This is a genomic window from Streptomyces blastmyceticus (assembly GCF_039521185.1).
GTDB lineage: Bacteria > Actinomycetota > Actinomycetes > Streptomycetales > Streptomycetaceae > Streptomyces > Streptomyces blastmyceticus.
Genome location: NZ_BAAABW010000024.1, coordinates 301,516 through 317,073, shown reverse-complemented (window position 1 = coordinate 317,073; position 15,558 = coordinate 301,516). Strand labels below are relative to the sequence as shown.

11 protein-coding genes are annotated in these 15,558 nt (G+C 71.9%); 3 read left to right on the top strand and 8 right to left on the bottom strand.

Annotation, left to right across the window (positions count from 1 at the left end; genetic code table 11):
- Positions 1-130: 130 nt before the first annotated feature.
- Together ABD269_RS22100 and proS are read right to left on the bottom strand one after the other, a co-directional pair.
- On the bottom strand, positions 131-721 hold the full coding sequence (locus tag ABD269_RS22100; protein ID WP_116214115.1) for a hypothetical protein: 591 nt from the start codon (positions 719-721) through the stop codon (positions 131-133).
- 236 nt (positions 722-957) lie between these two features.
- Positions 958-2,373: a proline--tRNA ligase gene (proS, locus tag ABD269_RS22095; RefSeq protein WP_301892027.1), complete on the bottom strand. Its 1,416-nt coding sequence runs from the start codon at positions 2,371-2,373 to the stop codon at positions 958-960.
- A 294-nt stretch (positions 2,374-2,667) separates the two neighbouring features.
- On the opposite strand from proS, the gene ABD269_RS22090 reads away from it, so the two are divergent.
- On the top strand, positions 2,668-3,498 hold the full coding sequence (locus ABD269_RS22090; protein ID WP_301892029.1) for a class I SAM-dependent methyltransferase: 831 nt from the start codon (positions 2,668-2,670) through the stop codon (positions 3,496-3,498).
- A 72-nt stretch (positions 3,499-3,570) separates the two neighbouring features.
- Here ABD269_RS22090 and ffh read toward each other — a convergent pair whose 3' ends face one another.
- The 5 genes from ffh to nsdA form a co-directional block, all read right to left on the bottom strand.
- Positions 3,571-5,118, bottom strand: coding sequence for a signal recognition particle protein (gene ffh, locus ABD269_RS22085; RefSeq protein WP_344120252.1), 1,548 nt, complete (start codon positions 5,116-5,118; stop codon positions 3,571-3,573).
- Positions 5,119-5,289: 171 nt separating this feature from the next.
- Complete coding sequence (locus tag ABD269_RS22080; RefSeq protein ID WP_344120250.1) at positions 5,290-7,704, bottom strand: [protein-PII] uridylyltransferase; 2,415 nt, start codon at positions 7,702-7,704, stop codon at positions 5,290-5,292.
- A gap of 37 nt (positions 7,705-7,741) precedes the next feature.
- Positions 7,742-8,089 (bottom strand): P-II family nitrogen regulator, encoded by a 348-nt coding sequence (locus ABD269_RS22075; protein ID WP_116214110.1) that lies wholly within the window; start codon positions 8,087-8,089, stop codon positions 7,742-7,744.
- Entirely contained in the window at positions 8,086-9,399 is a 1,314-nt protein-coding gene (locus ABD269_RS22070) for an ammonium transporter (protein WP_301892032.1), read from the bottom strand. The genes ABD269_RS22075 and ABD269_RS22070 overlap by 4 nt, the downstream gene beginning before the upstream one ends.
- Before the next feature lie 328 nt (positions 9,400-9,727).
- On the bottom strand, positions 9,728-11,215 hold the full coding sequence (gene nsdA, locus ABD269_RS22065) for a transcriptional repressor NsdA (protein WP_301892033.1): 1,488 nt from the start codon (positions 11,213-11,215) through the stop codon (positions 9,728-9,730).
- 452 nt (positions 11,216-11,667) lie between these two features.
- On the opposite strand from nsdA, the gene ABD269_RS22060 reads away from it, so the two are divergent.
- Positions 11,668-12,339, top strand: coding sequence for a bifunctional DNA primase/polymerase (locus tag ABD269_RS22060; protein WP_116214108.1), 672 nt, complete (start codon positions 11,668-11,670; stop codon positions 12,337-12,339).
- A 95-nt stretch (positions 12,340-12,434) separates the two neighbouring features.
- Here the strand turns inward: ABD269_RS22060 and ftsY are convergent, their stop codons facing one another.
- Positions 12,435-13,670 (bottom strand): signal recognition particle-docking protein FtsY, encoded by a 1,236-nt coding sequence (gene ftsY, locus ABD269_RS22055; protein ID WP_301892035.1) that lies wholly within the window; start codon positions 13,668-13,670, stop codon positions 12,435-12,437.
- Between the two features lie 218 nt (positions 13,671-13,888).
- On the opposite strand from ftsY, the gene ABD269_RS22050 reads away from it, so the two are divergent.
- Positions 13,889-15,355 (top strand): purine-cytosine permease family protein, encoded by a 1,467-nt coding sequence (locus ABD269_RS22050; protein WP_301892036.1) that lies wholly within the window; start codon positions 13,889-13,891, stop codon positions 15,353-15,355.
- Positions 15,356-15,558 lie beyond the last annotated feature (203 nt).

Sequence of the window (15,558 nt, the reverse complement as noted above, 5' to 3'; positions counted from 1 at the left end):
TGGTTGGGCACAACGAGATGCCACGTGGGGTTGCGGTACTCGGGGTGCCCGATGGACGCGTCAGCCGGAGGAGAGAGGGGTCCTGTGCGACTGTCGAGTACAGCGTCCCATTGTGCCACACCGCTCCAGGTCAGCCGACCGATACGGCCTCGGGGATGCGGAAGGGCTGACCGCAGCCGCCGCACATGATCGGCGCCTGCGCCAGCACGGAGGGCACGACGCGGACATTACGGCCGCAGTCGCACACCGCCTTGACGCGCACCCCTCCGCCGGAGGAACCGTGTCGCGCGGCCGGACCCCGGAAGGTGCGCGAGGTGTCGGCGGTGGTGGCGACCGTGTGCGCCTTGAGGGCGCGCTGGAGTCTGTCGATGGTGGGGCGGTAGCGCTTGCGCGCCTCCGGATTGAGCACGACCAGCGAGAAGCCACTGCTGGGATGCGGCTCGTCCCCGTGGTCGAGACCCAGCTCCTCGGCGATCGCCAGGAACCGGCGATTGTGGTAGCGGCCCGCACGTGACGTGTCACGGACACCGCGGGCGGCCGCGATGCCGTGCACTGCCTCGTGCAGCAGCCGTTCGAAGGAGAGCTCGGCGCCGCAGGCGGACGACGACTCCCCGATCAACGATTCGGGCGCGGCTAGATCCGGCAGCTCGGGGTGGTACCGCTGAATGTCGGCCCACGCCTGCGCCAGCTCTGCGGCGAGAACAGGTGGTGTCGTGCTCACGTCGTGACAACGAGCAGGGATGGCCCGGTGTTCCGATACCGGGCCATCCCAAATAATTTGCACGTACCAGTCAGTTTCACGCTCATGCGTCCTGACGAGGGCGGGTGCGCAGATCTGTGGAGAACCCGCGCACCCGTTCGCAACATGGGACGTACTGACTCACGAGTAAGCGCGCATCAGGGGGCGTGCGCCCCGGCGCGCATCGTCGTCGCCGTCATGTGCCCGTACCGGTGTGATCAGTACGAGCGCGCGACGATCGCGATCGTGCCCGGCGCGTCGTCCGCGTCCGGCACCGAGCCGTCCTCGGCGACCAGGCAGCGCACGGACACGGCCTGCTCGGCGAGCTTGGCCTCGCCCTCGGGGCCGAGGTCCGCCCACGGGATCCGCGCCCAGCCACCGGCGACGGCGGCCTCCGCGGCCTCGCCGATGCTCGTCACGTCGGACGTCAGGGACTCGCGGCGCTCGCGCGACTCGGTCAGCAGCTGCTGCTGGTCCTCCTCCAGGACCTTCGGCAGCAGCGCGACCAGCTCGTCGAGGCGGACCGGCGCCTTGCCGCCGGGGATCCGGCGGGCCAGCATCGCGGTGCCGTTCTCCAGGTCGCGCGGGCCGACCTCGATCCGCACCGGAACGCCCTTGAGCTCCCAGTCCACGGCACGGCGGCCGAAGGGGGTGTCGGTGCGGTCGTCGACCTGCACCCGGATCCCGGCGGCCTTCAGCTGGTCGCCGATCTCACGGACCTTGGCGATCACGGCGTCGTCGCCCTTGATCGCCAGGACGACGGCCTGGACGGAGGCGAGGCGCGGCGGCACCCGCAGACCGCTGTCGTCGCCGTGCGACATGATCAGACCGCCGACCATGCGGGTCGAGACGCCCCACGAGGTCTGCCAGACCATCTCCTGCTGCCCTTCCTTGGACAGGTAGGAGGTGTTGAACGCCTTGGCGAAGTTCTGGCCGAGCTCGTGGCTCGTGCCCATCTGCAGGGCCTTGCCGTCGCGCATCATGCCCTCGAGCGTGAGGGTGTTGATGGCGCCCGCGAAGCGCTCCTTGGCCGTCTTGCGGCCCAGCACGACATCGATGCCGAGCACGTTGACCATGAAGTCGTAGTAGACGTCGCGGTGGATGCGGGCCGCGTAGTCGCGGGCGTCCTCGTAGGTGGCGTGGGCGGTGTGGCCCTCCTGCCAGAGGAACTCGCTCGTGCGCAGGAAGACGCGCGGGCGCATCTCCCAACGGACCACGTTGGCCCACTGGTTGATCAGCAGGGGCAGGTCGCGGTAGCTCTGCACCCACTTGGAGAAGTACTCGTTGATGATCGTCTCGGAGGTGGGCCGGACGACGACCGGCTCCTCCAGCTCCTTGCCGCCGCCGTGCGTGACGACCGCGAGCTCGGGCGCGAAGCCCTCGACGTGCTCGGCCTCCCGCGTCAGGTAGGACTGCGGGATGAAGAGCGGGAAGTACGCGTTGGAGGCGCCCGCGTCCTTGATGCGCGCGTCCATCTCCTGCTGCATGCGCTCCCAGAGCCCGTACCCGTACGGGCGGATGACCATGGTGCCGCGCACCGGGCCGTTGTCGGCCAGCTCGGCCTTGTTGATCAAGTCCTGGTACCAGCGCGGGAAGTCTTCCGCCTGGGGGGTGAGAATGGGAGCCTTTGCCATGCTGCGAATGGTACGGGGCCGATCCGCCGGAGCGTGAATCCCCTCCCCGCGGCCCCGCGCCCGCACCCCCGGCGCACCCCCGCGCGCCGGTCGGCCGCCGCCCCCGCTGCCCATGCGAGGGCGCCCGGCACATGCCATCGTGGGCGGACGGGAACCTTCTCGCGCCACCCCCTGGACTCGGGGACGGAAGCGGAGTTCTCTGGCATACGGGGGTGCTTCACAGCAGCGCGCACGGCAGCACATCGGGGGGCCGATTCGGCACACACAGTCTCTCGGCGGATTGGGGCGCTTTCGATGACACCAACGCTCGTGCGGCGGCACCTGCCGTCCGCTGCGTCGCCCGGCTCCCGGGCCCGCGACTGGGCGGAGATCCAGGAACGGATGCTGGTGCCGCTCTACGAAGCGGTGTACCAACGGCTGGAGGTCTCCTCGCGGACCCGGCTGCTCAGCCTGGGCTGCGGATCCGGGCTGGCCCTGCTCATGGCGTCGGCCCGGGGCGCCACGGTCTGCGGCATCGACTCCGACCGGCGGCGGCTCGACCTCGCCCACGAACGGCTGCTGTCCCTGGGCAGCCGCTCCGGCCGCGGCGCGCGCCTGGGGCACGGCGGGCCCGAATCCGTCACGGAGCCCGGCGCTCCGGCCTTCAACCTCGTCACGGCCTTCGACCCGCTGTACTGCGCGGGCGGCAGCGCGCACCACCTGGCGGGCGCCCTCGCCAAGGCGGCCGCCTGCGCCGAGTACGGCGCCCCCGTCGTCCTGGCCGGCTGGGGACCCCAGGAGCGCTGCGCGGCATCAGGGGCGCTCCGGGTCGCGGCCCGGCTCGCGGACCCCATGTGCGCGCCCTCCCGCTGGCGCCCGAGCGGCCGCGACGACCTGGAGAACCTCGCCCACCGCGCCGGGCTGCGCCCGGACGGCTCGGGGCGCGTGGCATGCCCGTACGGCTACGCGGACATGGGCAGCGCGGTGCGCGGGATGCTCTCGACGGGCGCCTTCGACGCGGCGATCGAGGCCACGGACGAGGAGCAGGTCACCAAGGAGCTGTCCGAGGCCCTCCACCCGCATCTGCGCCGCGACGGCACGGTGTGGATGCCCAACGTCTTCCGCTATCTCATAGCCCGCGTCTGACCCGGCCCTCAACCCACGCAGTGGCCCCCTACGGTCGACCGTAGGGGGCCACTGCGCTGTCGTGCGACGGGATCAGCCCATGAACTTCTTGAACTCGTCGGGGAGTTCGAAGTTCTGCGGCTCCTGGCCCGCGGCGGGCAGGCCGAGCGGGTTGGCCGCCTGCTGCTCGCGGCGCGCGGCCGCGGCCTGCTCCTCGGCCTTGCGCTTCATGGGATTGCCGCTCTGGCGCTTGCCCTTGGCCTGCTTGATCTGCTTCTTCTTGCGGGAGGCGCCGCCACCCATGCCCGGCATGCCCGGCATCCCCGGCATGCCGCCGCCCTGGGCCATGCGGGACATCATCTTGCGGGCGTCGAAGAAGCGCTCCACCAGGTTCTTGACCGCGCTGACGTCCACGCCCGAGCCCTTGGCGATGCGGGCGCGGCGCGAGCCGTTGATGATCGTGGGGTCCTGGCGCTCGGCCGGGGTCATCGACTTGATGATCGCGGCGGTGCGGTCGACGTCGCGCTCGTCGAGGTTGTTGATCTGCTCCTTGATCTGCCCCATGCCGGGCAGCATGCCGAGCAGCTTGGAGATGGAGCCCATCTTGCGGACCTGTTCCATCTGGGACAGGAAGTCGTCGAGCGTGAACTCCTTCGGCCCCTTCGCCAGCTTGGCCGCCATCTTCTCGGCCTCGTCCTGGCTGAAGGTCTGCTCGGCCTTCTCGATGAGGCTGAGCATGTCGCCCATGCCGAGGATGCGGGACGCCATGCGGTCCGGGTGGAACGCGTCGAAGTCGTCCAGCTTCTCGCCGTTGGAGGCGAACATGATCTGCTTGCCGGTCACGTGCGCGACCGACAGGGCGGCACCGCCGCGGGCGTCGCCGTCGAGCTTGGAGAGCACCACGCCGTCGAAGCCGACGCCGTCGCGGAAGGCCTCGGCGGTGTTGACCGCGTCCTGACCGATCATCGCGTCGACGACGAACAGCACCTCGTCGGGGCCGACGGCGTCGCGGATGTCGGCGGCCTGCTGCATCAGCTCGGCGTCGATGCCGAGGCGGCCGGCGGTATCGACGACCACGACGTCGTACTGCTTGGACTTCGCGAACTCGATCGAGTCCTTGGCGACCTGCACCGGGTCGCCGACGCCGTTGCCCGGCTCCGGCGCGTAGACCGCGACGCCCGCGCGCTCGGCGACGACGGACAGCTGGTTGACGGCGTTGGGGCGCTGGAGGTCACAGGCGACGAGCAGCGGGGCGTGGCCCTGGCCCTTGAGCCAGAAGCCGAGCTTTCCGGCGAGGGTGGTCTTACCGGCACCCTGGAGACCGGCGAGCATGATGACCGTCGGCCCGGTCTTCGCGAACCGCAGGCGGCGGGTCTCGCCACCGAGGATGCCGATGAGCTCCTCGTTGACGATCTTGATGACCTGCTGGGCGGGGTTCAGCGCAGCGGAGACCTCGGCGCCGTTGGCACGCTCCTTGACCTGCTTGATGAACGCGCGGACGACCGGCAGGGCCACGTCCGCCTCGAGCAGCGCGATACGGATCTCGCGGGCGGTGGCGTCGATGTCCGCCTCGGACAGTCGGCCCCGGCTCCGGAGGTTCTTGAATACGTCCGCCAAGCGGTCGGAAAGAGTATCGAACACAGCGCTCGTCGGTCCTCGGGGTCGGGGGCGGGGTCAATCGCCCTCCAGAGTATCTGGCCCCGCCGACCGGGTGTCCTCGCCCACCGGATCCGGCGAAACGGAACAGACGCCGACGGACGGGGACGGGCGGGGCCGGAACGCCCGCGCGTGCGGGGGCGGGTCGCTCTCCGCTCAGCGCAGGGCCGCCTCCACCGCCTCCGCCACCGCCGTCGCCTCGCCGTCCGGCAAGGGCCCGCCGTCCGCCCGGGTCACATAGAACGCGTCCACCACATTCGCCCCGAGCGTGCTCACGTGCGCGCTGCGCACCCACACCCCCGCCTCCTCCAGGGCCCGCCCGATGCGGTGCAGCAGACCGGGGGCGTCCTGTGCCCGTACCTCCAGGACCGCCGCGTCGCGCGAGCCCCCGGCGACCACGGTCACCCGGGGCGGCGCGTGCACGCCGCGGCGCCGCCTGGCGTACGCCGCCTCCCGCTCCGCGAGCCGCCCGACGATGTCCAAGGTGCCCTCCAGGGCCCGGACCAGGTCGTTCCGCAGCCGTACGGGCTCGGGCAGGGAGCCGAACTCCGCGGCCACCCGCCACCGCAGCAGCAGCACCCCGTCGGCAGACCGCAGGTCCGCGGCGCGGACGGTCAGCCGGTGCAGCGCGAGCACGCCGGCGGTGGCGGGCAGCACTCCCGGGCGCTCGGGGACGGCGATCGTCAGCTCGGCGCCGACCGGGGCCGCGCCGCCGCGGGGCTCCTCGCCCTCCGGCCGCTCGCGCAGCTCCAGCACAGGGCCCGCGGTGCGCAGCGCCTCGGCCGCCAGGCGTTCGTGGCCGGAGTCCGGCGGCTCCGGTTCCGTACGGGATTCGGCGACGCCCTCGAGCGCGGCCGCGGCGCGGCGGACGAGGCCGGCCACCAGCGAGGCCCGCCAGGCGCTCCAGGCCGCGGGCCCGGTGGCGAGGGCGTCGGCCTCGGTGAGGGCGTGGAGCAGTTCCAGGGTGTCGGTGCGCGCGACGGCGTCGGTGACCGCGCGGACGGTCGCCGGGTCGTCGAGGTCGCGCCGGGTGGCGGTCTCGACGAGCAGCAGGTGGTGGCGTACGAGCGTGGCGAGGATCCCGGTGTCCGCCGGGCCGAAGCCGAGCCGGGCGGCGATGTCCCGGGTGAGGGTCTCCCCCACCGCCGAGTGGTCGCCCGGGTCGCCCTTGCCGATGTCGTGCAGCAGGGCGGCGACGAGGAGCAGGTCGGGCCGGCCGACGTCGCGCGCGCGGGCGGCGGCCCCGACGGCCGTCTCGATCAGGTGCCGGTCAACTGTCCAGCGGTGCACGGCGTTGCGCTGCGGGCGGCAGCGCACGTGCTGCCACTCGGGCAGCAGCCGCGAGACGATCCCTTCCGCTTCGAGGGCCTCCCAGACCTCGACCGTGGGAGCGCCCGCCCCGAGGAGGGTGATCAGCGCCTCGCGCGCCTCGTCGGGCCAGGGCACGGGCAGGGGGGCCGCGGTGGCGGCCAGCCGCCGCACGGCGTGCGGGGACAGCGGCAGCCCCGCCTGTGCCGCGGCGGCCGCGGCGCGCAGCGGCAGGACGGGGTCGCGCTCGGGCCGTGCCGTACGGGCGAGCACCGCCTCGCCCTCCTGCTCGACGACGCCCTCGGCCAGCGGCAGGCGCTCCGGTTCCACGAACCCGCCGCGGCCGCCACGCCCGCCGAGGATGCGCCGCAGGCGGGGCCGCGCGGAGCGGGCGCGCAGCACGCGCCCGACCTCGCGCCAGGTGACGTCGGCGGCGTAGGAGACGGTGCGGGCGGCCTCGTAGACCTCGCGCAGCAGGGTGTCGGCGTCGGGGAGGCCGACGGCGGTGGCGACCTGGTCCTGCTCCTGGAGGGCCAGCCGGTCGGTGGCCCGGCCGGTGACCAGGTGCAGGGCGTCGCGGGTGTCGAGCAGCAGGGCGCGGGCGCTCTCCAGGCCCTCGCGGGGCGCGTCGGCCAGCCAGGAGGCGGCCACCGCGCGCAGGGCGGTGGCGTCCCGGAGGCCGCCGCGCGCCTCCTTGAGGTCGGGTTCCAGCAGGAACCGCAACTCGCCCTGGTGCCTGGCCCGTTCCTCGCCGAGCTCGCGCAGCTCCGGCAGCCGGGCCGGGGCCTGGGCCCGCCAGTCGGCGTAGGCGGTGGCGCGGAGCCCGGCCGTGAGCCGCTCGTCGCCGCCGAGGTGGCGGGCGTCGAGGAGCCCGAGGTGGACCTTGAGGTCGGCGGCGGCGGTCCGGCGGGCCTCGGCCGGGGTGCGCACGGAGTGGTCGAGCGCGAGGCCCATGTCCCATACGGGGTACCAGACGCGGTCGGCGATCGCCGCGATCTTCGAGAGGTCGGCCGAACCGTCGTGCAGCAGCAGGACGTCGAGGTCGCTGCGGGGGGACAGCTCGCCGCGGCCGTAGCCGCCGACGGCCACGAGCGCCACGCCCTGCGTCTCGCCCAGCAGGGCCCCCAGCCACTGGTCGGTGAGCCGGGCGAGGGCGGCGCGGCGCGGCGGCCCGGCCGCCCTCCCCTGGTGCAGGAGGCGCAGCCGGGCCGCCGCGTAACCGCCGGGTTCCGGGCCGGTCGCCGGGGAACCGGTGTCCGTCACGTCAGGACTCCTTGAGGGTGCTCTGGGAGGGTCGCCACTACAGGGCGTCGGGTCCGCGCTCGCCGGTCCGTACGCGGACGACGTCCTCGACCGGGACGACCCACACCTTGCCGTCGCCGATCTTGCCGGTGTCGCCCGAGCGGGCCGTCTTCACGATGATGTCGACCACGTTGTCGGTGTCGGCGTCCTCGGCGAGGATCTCTATCCGGATCTTGGGGACGAGGTCGACGGTGTACTCGGCGCCGCGGTAGACCTCGGTGTGGCCCCGCTGCCGGCCGGAACCGCTGGCCTCGCTGACGGTCATGCCGCGCACGCCGAAGCTCCGCAGCGCCGCCTTGATCTCGTCGACCATGTGCGGCTTGACGACCGCGGTGATGAGCTTCATGCGTCCACCTTCTTGTGCTGTGCCGTGCCGTTGTCCGGCGTGTTGTCGGACGCGGCGGGTCCGTCCTCCGAGGGAGTGTGCGCGACGGCGCGGGTGACCGTCGAGACTCCGCCGACCGCGCTGAAGTCATAGGCGGTCTCGGCGTGGAACGCCTGGTCGATGCCGCCCAGTTCGTCGTCCTCGGCGGCCCGGAAGCCGATGAGCCTGTCGACGAGCTTGGCGAGGACCCAGGAGACGGTGAAGGAGTAGCCCAGCACCGCGAAGGCGCCGACGGCCTGCCGGCCGAGCTGGGTGGCGCCGCCGATGCCACCGGTGGCGAGGAGCCCGACGAGCAGGGTGCCGATGACACCGCCGACGAGGTGGACGCCGACCACGTCGAGCGAGTCGTCGAAGCCGAGCCTGAACTTCAGCGCCACCGCCCAGGAGCAGACGGCTCCGGCGACCACGCCGATGAGGAGCGCGCCGAAGGCGTTGACGGCGGCGCCGGAGGGGGTGATGGCGACGAGTCCGGCGACGGCGCCGGAGGCCGCGCCGAGGGTGGTGAAAGCGCCGTGCCGGATGCGCTCGTAGGCGAGCCAGCCGAGCATCGCGGCGCCCGTCGCCACCTGGGTGTTGAGCGCCATGTTGGCCGCGGTGCCGTTGGCGGCGAGCGCCGAGCCCGCGTTGAAGCCGAACCAGCCGAACCACAGCAGTCCCGCGCCGAGCATCACCAGCGGCAGGCTGTGCGGGCGCATGGGGTCCTTCTTGAAGCCGATGCGCTTGCCGACGACGAGCACCGCGGCGAGGGCGCCGATGCCCGCGTTGATGTGGACGGCGGTGCCGCCGGCGAAGTCGATCACCTTCAGCTTGAAGAGCCAGCCCTCGGGCTGCCAGACCCAGTGGGCGACGGGGAAGTAGACGATCGTCACCCAGAGGGTGATGAACAGGGCCCAGGCGCTGAATTTCACGCGGTCGGCGAGCGCCCCGCTCATCAGGGCGGGGGTGATCACGGCGAACATCATCTGGAAGAGGGCGAACGCGAAGACCGGAATGCCGTCCTTGGCGGTCAGCGTCTCCGGGCTGATGCCCTTGAGGCCGATGTGGTCGAAGTTGCCGAGCAGTCCGGCACCGAGATCGTCACCGAAGGCGAGCGAGTAGCCATAGAGCACCCACAGCACGGTGACGATGCCGAGCGAGATGAACGACATCATCAGCATGTTGAGCGCGCTCTTGACCCGCACCATGCCGCCGTAGAAGAAGGCCAGGCCCGGTGTCATCAGCATCACGAGCGCGGCACTGATCAATACGAATGCGGTATCTGCGCCATTCACGCGACGTCTCCTCGAAAGCGGCGGCCCGTACGGGCGGGTTTTCAGCGGGCCGGGTTTCGCCAAGAGGTTGACGCAGCGCGGTTTCAGCCGGTGGGGCTGGTTGTTTCACCGGGATGACGATGGCGTCGTAGGTGTTACACCCCGATGAACTGCGGTGACCGGCCCCTCGACGTTTGCGTTGCTCTGCCGCGGCGGTCCATGGGGTGCTCGGACCGGCCGCGGCGACCGTCCGGTCGGACCTGGCGTGGGGGAGCCGAGTCGGGCTGTACGGGAGGGTCGCCGCGGCCGGGGTCGGGGGGATCGGAGGGACGTAATGGGGCCGACCGGATCAGACCGCTTGCGCGGCTTCCGCGGATTCCGGCAGGTGGATGCCCAGTTGCTCGGTGAGGGCGACGACCTCGTGCACCTGGCCGAAGTCACGGGCGGCGGTGCCCACGGTCTTGCGCAGGCGGTTGTTGACCCGCTCCGAGCGCACCTGCTTGGCGATCTTCAGGGCCTTGCCCGCCAGGACCGTGGCCTGCTCCGGCTCACGCTGCATCAGGTGCACGGTGGCCATGCCGATGAGGTTGAGTGCATACGACCTGTGGTGGTCGCCGTCCTGCTCGAAGAGCTCGACCGCCCGCTCCATCTTGGGCCGGGCGAGCGAGGCGTAGGTGGGGCTGCGGCCCGCCACATAGGCGAGGTCCCGATAGGAGTGGGCGTTCTCGGCGTTGAGCTCCGCCTCGGAGAAGAAGCGGATCCAGTCGGGGTCGTCGTCACCGGCGCCGCAGTCGGCGAAGCAGTCCTCCGCCATATTGACCGCGCGCTTGCACTTGGCGGGCTGGCCCATGTTGGCGTACGCCCGGGCCTCCACCGCGTAGAGCATCGCCTGGGTGCGCGCGGTGGCGGTCTCCCGCGAGCCGTACTGCCCGAGGTGGATGAGCTCCAGGGCGTCGTCGGGCCGGTCGAGGTGGATCATCTGGCGGCCCATGCTGGAGAGGATGTACGACCCGAGGGGACGGTCGCCGGCCTCCTTGGCGGCGTGCAGGGCCAGCACGAAATACTTCTGCGCCGTGGGGTGGAGGCCGATGTCATAGCTCATCCAGCCCGCCAGCTGGGCCAGTTCGGCGGCGGCCTTGAAGAGCCGCTTGGAGGTGGCCTCCGGCTGGGGCTCCTGGAGCAGGTCGGTGACCTCGTGGAGCTGGCCCACCACGGCCTTGCGGCGGAGCCCGCCGCCGCACTGGGCGTCCCACTGCCGGAACATCACGGTCGTGGACTCCAGCAGATCCAGCTCGGGCGCGGAGAGCCTGGACGCGCGCGGGGAGCGGTCGGCCGCGCCGTGGAGATCCCGGCCGACGGGGCCGGGCGTGAGCCAGCGCTGCATCGGCTCGATCAGCGACGGGCCCGCCGAGAGGGCGAGCGAGGCGCCGAGGAAGCCGCGCCGGGCCAGCATCAGGTCGCTGCGGGAGAACTCGCTGATCAACTCGACGGTCTGCGGTCCTGCCCAGGGCAGGTCGACGCCGGAGACGGACGGCGACTGGTGCGCGGCCCGCAGCCCGATGTCCTCGATGCCGACGACGCAGCCGAAGCGCTCGGAGAACAGCTCGGAGAGGATCTTGGGGATCGGCTCGCGCGGCTGCTCGCCGTCGAGCCAGCGGCGCACCCGCGAGGTGTCCGTGCTGATGTGGTGGGCGCCCAACTGCCGCGCCCTGCGGTTGACCTGTCGCGCCAGCTCGCCCTTGGACCAGCCGCTGCGCAGGAACCAGGAACCCAACTGCTCGTTGGGACGCTTCTCAGCCTTCTCGGCACCATCGGTCCCGCTGCCGTTGCCGCCCACCTGGAAGCCCCCATCCCGAACTCTGCATCTGTGCGTGAACCGCAAACAGCTTGCCGCCCACTGCGGCCGCCTGTCCGGCGATGCTCCACCCCGGCCGGGGGTGATTCGGCCGGGCGGCGATACGGGCCGTGCCTCCGACATATCCGAGTCGGCGGGTGCATCTCCGAGGTCCGTGCACCGAAAGTAATCCTACGATCACTGATCACGCGAGGGCAGTCCAGGAAACGCCACCATTCGCCACCCCAAGGAATGAACTCAACCGCACCTCTACGCGATTGACTTGACACATACCGATCAGGGGCGGGTCGGACCGATGCGCGCCACGGCGCACGCACGGCGGCGCACCCCGGGCCGCACACCGCCACGCCGTCGCACGGAGGGATTCGGCGACCGTCCGTGTCCGAGACACTCCGAGTCGTAACCATCGTCGAGCACGACCCGTTGGAGGGGGCATGGGCTTCACTATCGGCGGCATCCGGGACCTGCGCTCGAGCTCTCGGCGCCGCGGACGCGCGTCCGAGACCGTGACGACGGTGGCGGAGTACACCGGTCTGTGGGGATGGGACGTCGTCCCGGGCGCCCGCGCCTCCCGCAGCGGGCGCGTGGCCTGCTCCTGCGGTGCCGCCGACTGCCCCGACCCCGGCGCCCATCCGCTCTCCTTCGCCCCGCCCGTCCCGGCGGGCGCCACGCTGGCCGCCGCCGCGGCCGCGTGGGCCGAGGTGCCGGGGGCCGCCGTGCTGCTGCCCGTGGGCCGCTCGTTCGACGTGCTGGAGATCGACGGGACGGCCGGGCGGCACGCCCTCGCCCGGCTGGAGCGCATGGGGCTGCCGCTCGGCCCGGTGGCCCTCACGCCGCACGGGCGGGCCCTGTTCTTCGTCGCCCCCGGCGCCGCCGCCGAACTCCCCCAGCTGCTCTACCGCATGGGCTGGGACGACGCCCGCCTCGACCTCCGCTGCCTCGGTCCGGGCGACCACATCACCGCGCCGCCCTCCGACCTTTCGGGCCTCGGCCCGATGCGCTGGCTGCGCCCGCCGACCCTCGACACGGCGGGCCGGCCGCCGCAGGCGCGGCTGCTGCTGGGCACGCTGGCCTACGTCTGCCACCGCGCGCCGCTGTGCCGTTGAGCGTTGCCGTCTTGCCCCCGTGAATGCGTCAGGGCCCCGCAGTCATGTGACTGCGGGGCCCTGACGTCTGTGCGCGAACGCGTCCTGCCGACTGCTCAGTCGCCGATCAGGGCGTCCACGAACGCCTCCGGTTCGAACGGCGCGAGGTCGTCCGCGCCCTCGCCCAGGCCCACCAGCTTCACCGGCACGCCCAGCTCGCGCTGGACGGCGATGACGATGCCGCCCTTGGCGGTGCCGTCCAGCTTGGTGAGGACGATGCCCGTGATGTCCACGACCTCCGCGAACACCCGCGCCTGCACCAGGCCGTTCTGCCCGGTGGTGGCGTCCAGGACGAGCAGCACCTCGTCGACCGAGCCGTGCTTCTCCACGACGCGCTTGACCTTGCCGAGTTCGTCCATGAGCCCGGTCTTGGTGTGCAGCCGGCCGGCGGTGTCGACGAGGACGACGTCCGCGTTCTCGGCGATGCCCTCCTTGACCGCGTCGAAGGCGATCGACGCCGGGTCGCCGCCCTCGGGGCCGCGGACCGTACGGGCGCCGACGCGCTCGCCCCAGGTCTGGAGCTGGTCGGCGGCGGCGGCGCGGAAGGTGTCGGCCGCGCCCAGGACCACGGACTTGCCGTCCGCGACGAGGACGCGCGCGAGCTTGCCCGTGGTGGTGGTCTTGCCGACGCCGTTGACGCCGACGACCAGCACGACGCCGGGCTTCTCCTCGCCGTTCACGCCCACACCGGGCTCGGTATGGACGACGCGGTCGGTGTCGGCGCCGATGAGGGCGACGAGCTCCTCCCGGAGCAGGGCGCGCAGCTCCTCGGGGGTGCGGGTGCCGAGCACCTTCACCCGCTCACGGAGGCGCTCCACGAGCTCCTGCGTGGGCGCGACGCCGACGTCGGCGGTGAGCAGGGTGTCCTCGATCTCCTCCCAGGTGTCCTCGTCGAGGTGCTCGCGGGAGAGCAGGGTCAGCAGACCCTTGCCGAGGGAGTTCTGCGACCGGGAGAGCCGGGAGCGCAGCCGGACGAGCCGGCCGGCGGTGGGCTCCGGGACCTCGACCTCGGGCGCCGCCGGGGCCTCGGGGACCTCCGGCTCGGCGGCCTCCGGCTCGGCCACCGGGGCCTCGGCCGCGGGGAGCTCGACCTCTTCGACGGTGCGGCGCGGCTCGGGGCGCGGGGTCTCGGCCTCCTCGCCGACGTGCGGCTCGGCGGGCGGCGCGGTGACGGACGGGCTGCTCGGCGGGGCCGGCGGCAGCTGCTTCTTCTTACGGCTGCTGACCACGAGCCCGCTGATCGCGCCGAGCGCGACCACAGCGATGACTACAGCAAGGATGACGATTTCCATAACGCCCCCAGTATCGGACACAGGACCGCCCTCGCGCCGCCGCGCCCGCAGCCTGTGGATTCGTACGAAGTAACGAGGACCAAAGCCACTATCTGGCCAAAGTTGGAGCAAAGTACGATGGCGTGTGGCTGTGTGACGCGCGTAGAGTCCGCAGCGTCTCTTTCTGCCCCGGCCCTTCCGCTGTGGCCGCCCCGCTTCACCCGCACGGAGCCCCCCACATGGACAACGTCGTCCCCGCCGAGTCCGACGGCGCGATAGAAACCCGCGGCATCGAGCCCGTACCGGACAACGAGCGGCACGGTCGCGTCCGGGAGCTGTTCCCCACCTGGGTCGCCGCCAACATCAGTGTGCTGCTGCTCACCATGGGCGCGGCCCTGGTCGTCTTCAACCAGCTCAACTTCTGGCAGGTCCTGATCGTCGCCGGGTGCGCCGCGCTCGCGTCGTTCGGCATGGTCGGTGTGCTGTCGGTCTCCGGCAAGTGGGGCGGCGCCCCCGGCGCGATGCTCTCGCGCGCGACCTTCGGCGTCCGCGGCAACCTCTTCCCGGGCGCGATCCTTTGGGTCGCCCGCTTCGGCTGGGAGACGATCAACGCGGTCACCGGCGCCTACGCCGTGCTGACCGTCCTCGATCTGCTCTTCGGCATCAAGAGCAACACCCCGCTGATCGTCATCACGCTCTTCCTCTTCGTCGCCAGCACCTTCCTGGTGAGCGGCATGGGGCGCAAGGCGCTCAACGTCTGCAACAAGTGGTCGACGTACCTCTTCGGCGTCTTCAGCGTGCTGGTGCTCGGCTATCTGATCGCCCACATGAACTGGGGCGAGGTCTTCTCCAAGCCCGCGGGCACCACCGCGATGATGATCACCGGTATCGGCACGATCGCCGCTGGCGGCATCAGCTGGGTGCCCACCGGCCCCGACTTCGCGCGCTACCTGCCGCACTCCGCGTCCGGCAAGAAGATCGTCGGCGCGACGATCTCCGGTGCCGGCCTGGTGATGGTCCCCATGGTGCTCATGGGCGCGGTCATGGCCGTCGCCACCCCGGATCTGGCAAAGGCGCCGGACCCGGTCTCCTTCCTCGGTGACATCCTGCCGACGTGGCTGGCCGTGCCCTACCTGGTCACCGCGATCGTGGGCATGCTGCTGATCAACAGCCTGTCGATGTACTCGGCCGGCTTCACCGCCCAGACCATGGGCGTCAAGCTGCCGCGTGCGATGGCCGTCAGCATCAACGCCGTGATCTCCCTGGTCGGCGGTCTGATGCTGATGCTGGTCGCCAAGAGCTTCCTCAGCTCCTTCATCACCTTCCTGATCCTGCTCGCGGTCTCCTTCTCCGCGTGGATCGGCGTCTACGCCGTCGACATGGCCCGCCGCCGGGTCCGCGCCGTGCGCTACGACGCGGAGGCCCTGATGGACACCGGGCGCACCAGCCGCTACTGGTACGCGGGCGGCTTCTGCTGGCAGGCGATGACCGCGTGGGCGGTCGCCCTGATCGCGGGCATCTGCTTCACCAAGTGCGACTGGTTCGCCGGTCCGCTGTCCGGCACGTTCGTCGGTGAGTACGGGCTGGGCTGGGCGGCCACGATCGCGATCGCGGCGCTGATGATGCTGGTTCTGCCGGTGCCGCGTGAGTCGGTCGCGGCGGATGCGACGTCGGCGGCGCCGGCCCGCGAGAAGGTCACCGCGTAGTCCGACGCTTCGCTCACCTCTGACGTCCCCTCCTGCCGACGATGGCGGGAGGGGACGTCTGCTTGTGCGCCTGCGGCGGGCTTTGTTCCCCACCCCGCCCCTTCCCGAAACTGGGGGCAAGCCCCCAGACCCCCGAAGCACGCTTCGCGCGCTGTCCTCAAACGCCGGACGGGCTGGATTCGCTGGCTACGGTCCGCGAAATC

What these genes read in the sequence shown, in the direction of transcription:
- ABD269_RS22090 (WP_301892029.1), top strand. Translation starts at nt 2,668, where the DNA reads ATGACACCAACGCTCGTGCGGCGGCACCTGCCGTCCGCTGCGTCGCCC.
- ftsY (WP_301892035.1), bottom strand. Translation starts at nt 13,670, where the DNA reads ATGGAAATCGTCATCCTTGCTGTAGTCATCGCTGTGGTCGCGCTCGGC.
- ABD269_RS22060 (WP_116214108.1), top strand. Translation starts at nt 11,668, where the DNA reads ATGGGCTTCACTATCGGCGGCATCCGGGACCTGCGCTCGAGCTCTCGG.
- ABD269_RS22075 (WP_116214110.1), bottom strand. Translation starts at nt 8,089, where the DNA reads ATGAAGCTCATCACCGCGGTCGTCAAGCCGCACATGGTCGACGAGATC.
- proS (WP_301892027.1), bottom strand. Translation starts at nt 2,373, where the DNA reads ATGGCAAAGGCTCCCATTCTCACCCCCCAGGCGGAAGACTTCCCGCGC.
- ABD269_RS22050 (WP_301892036.1), top strand. Translation starts at nt 13,889, where the DNA reads ATGGACAACGTCGTCCCCGCCGAGTCCGACGGCGCGATAGAAACCCGC.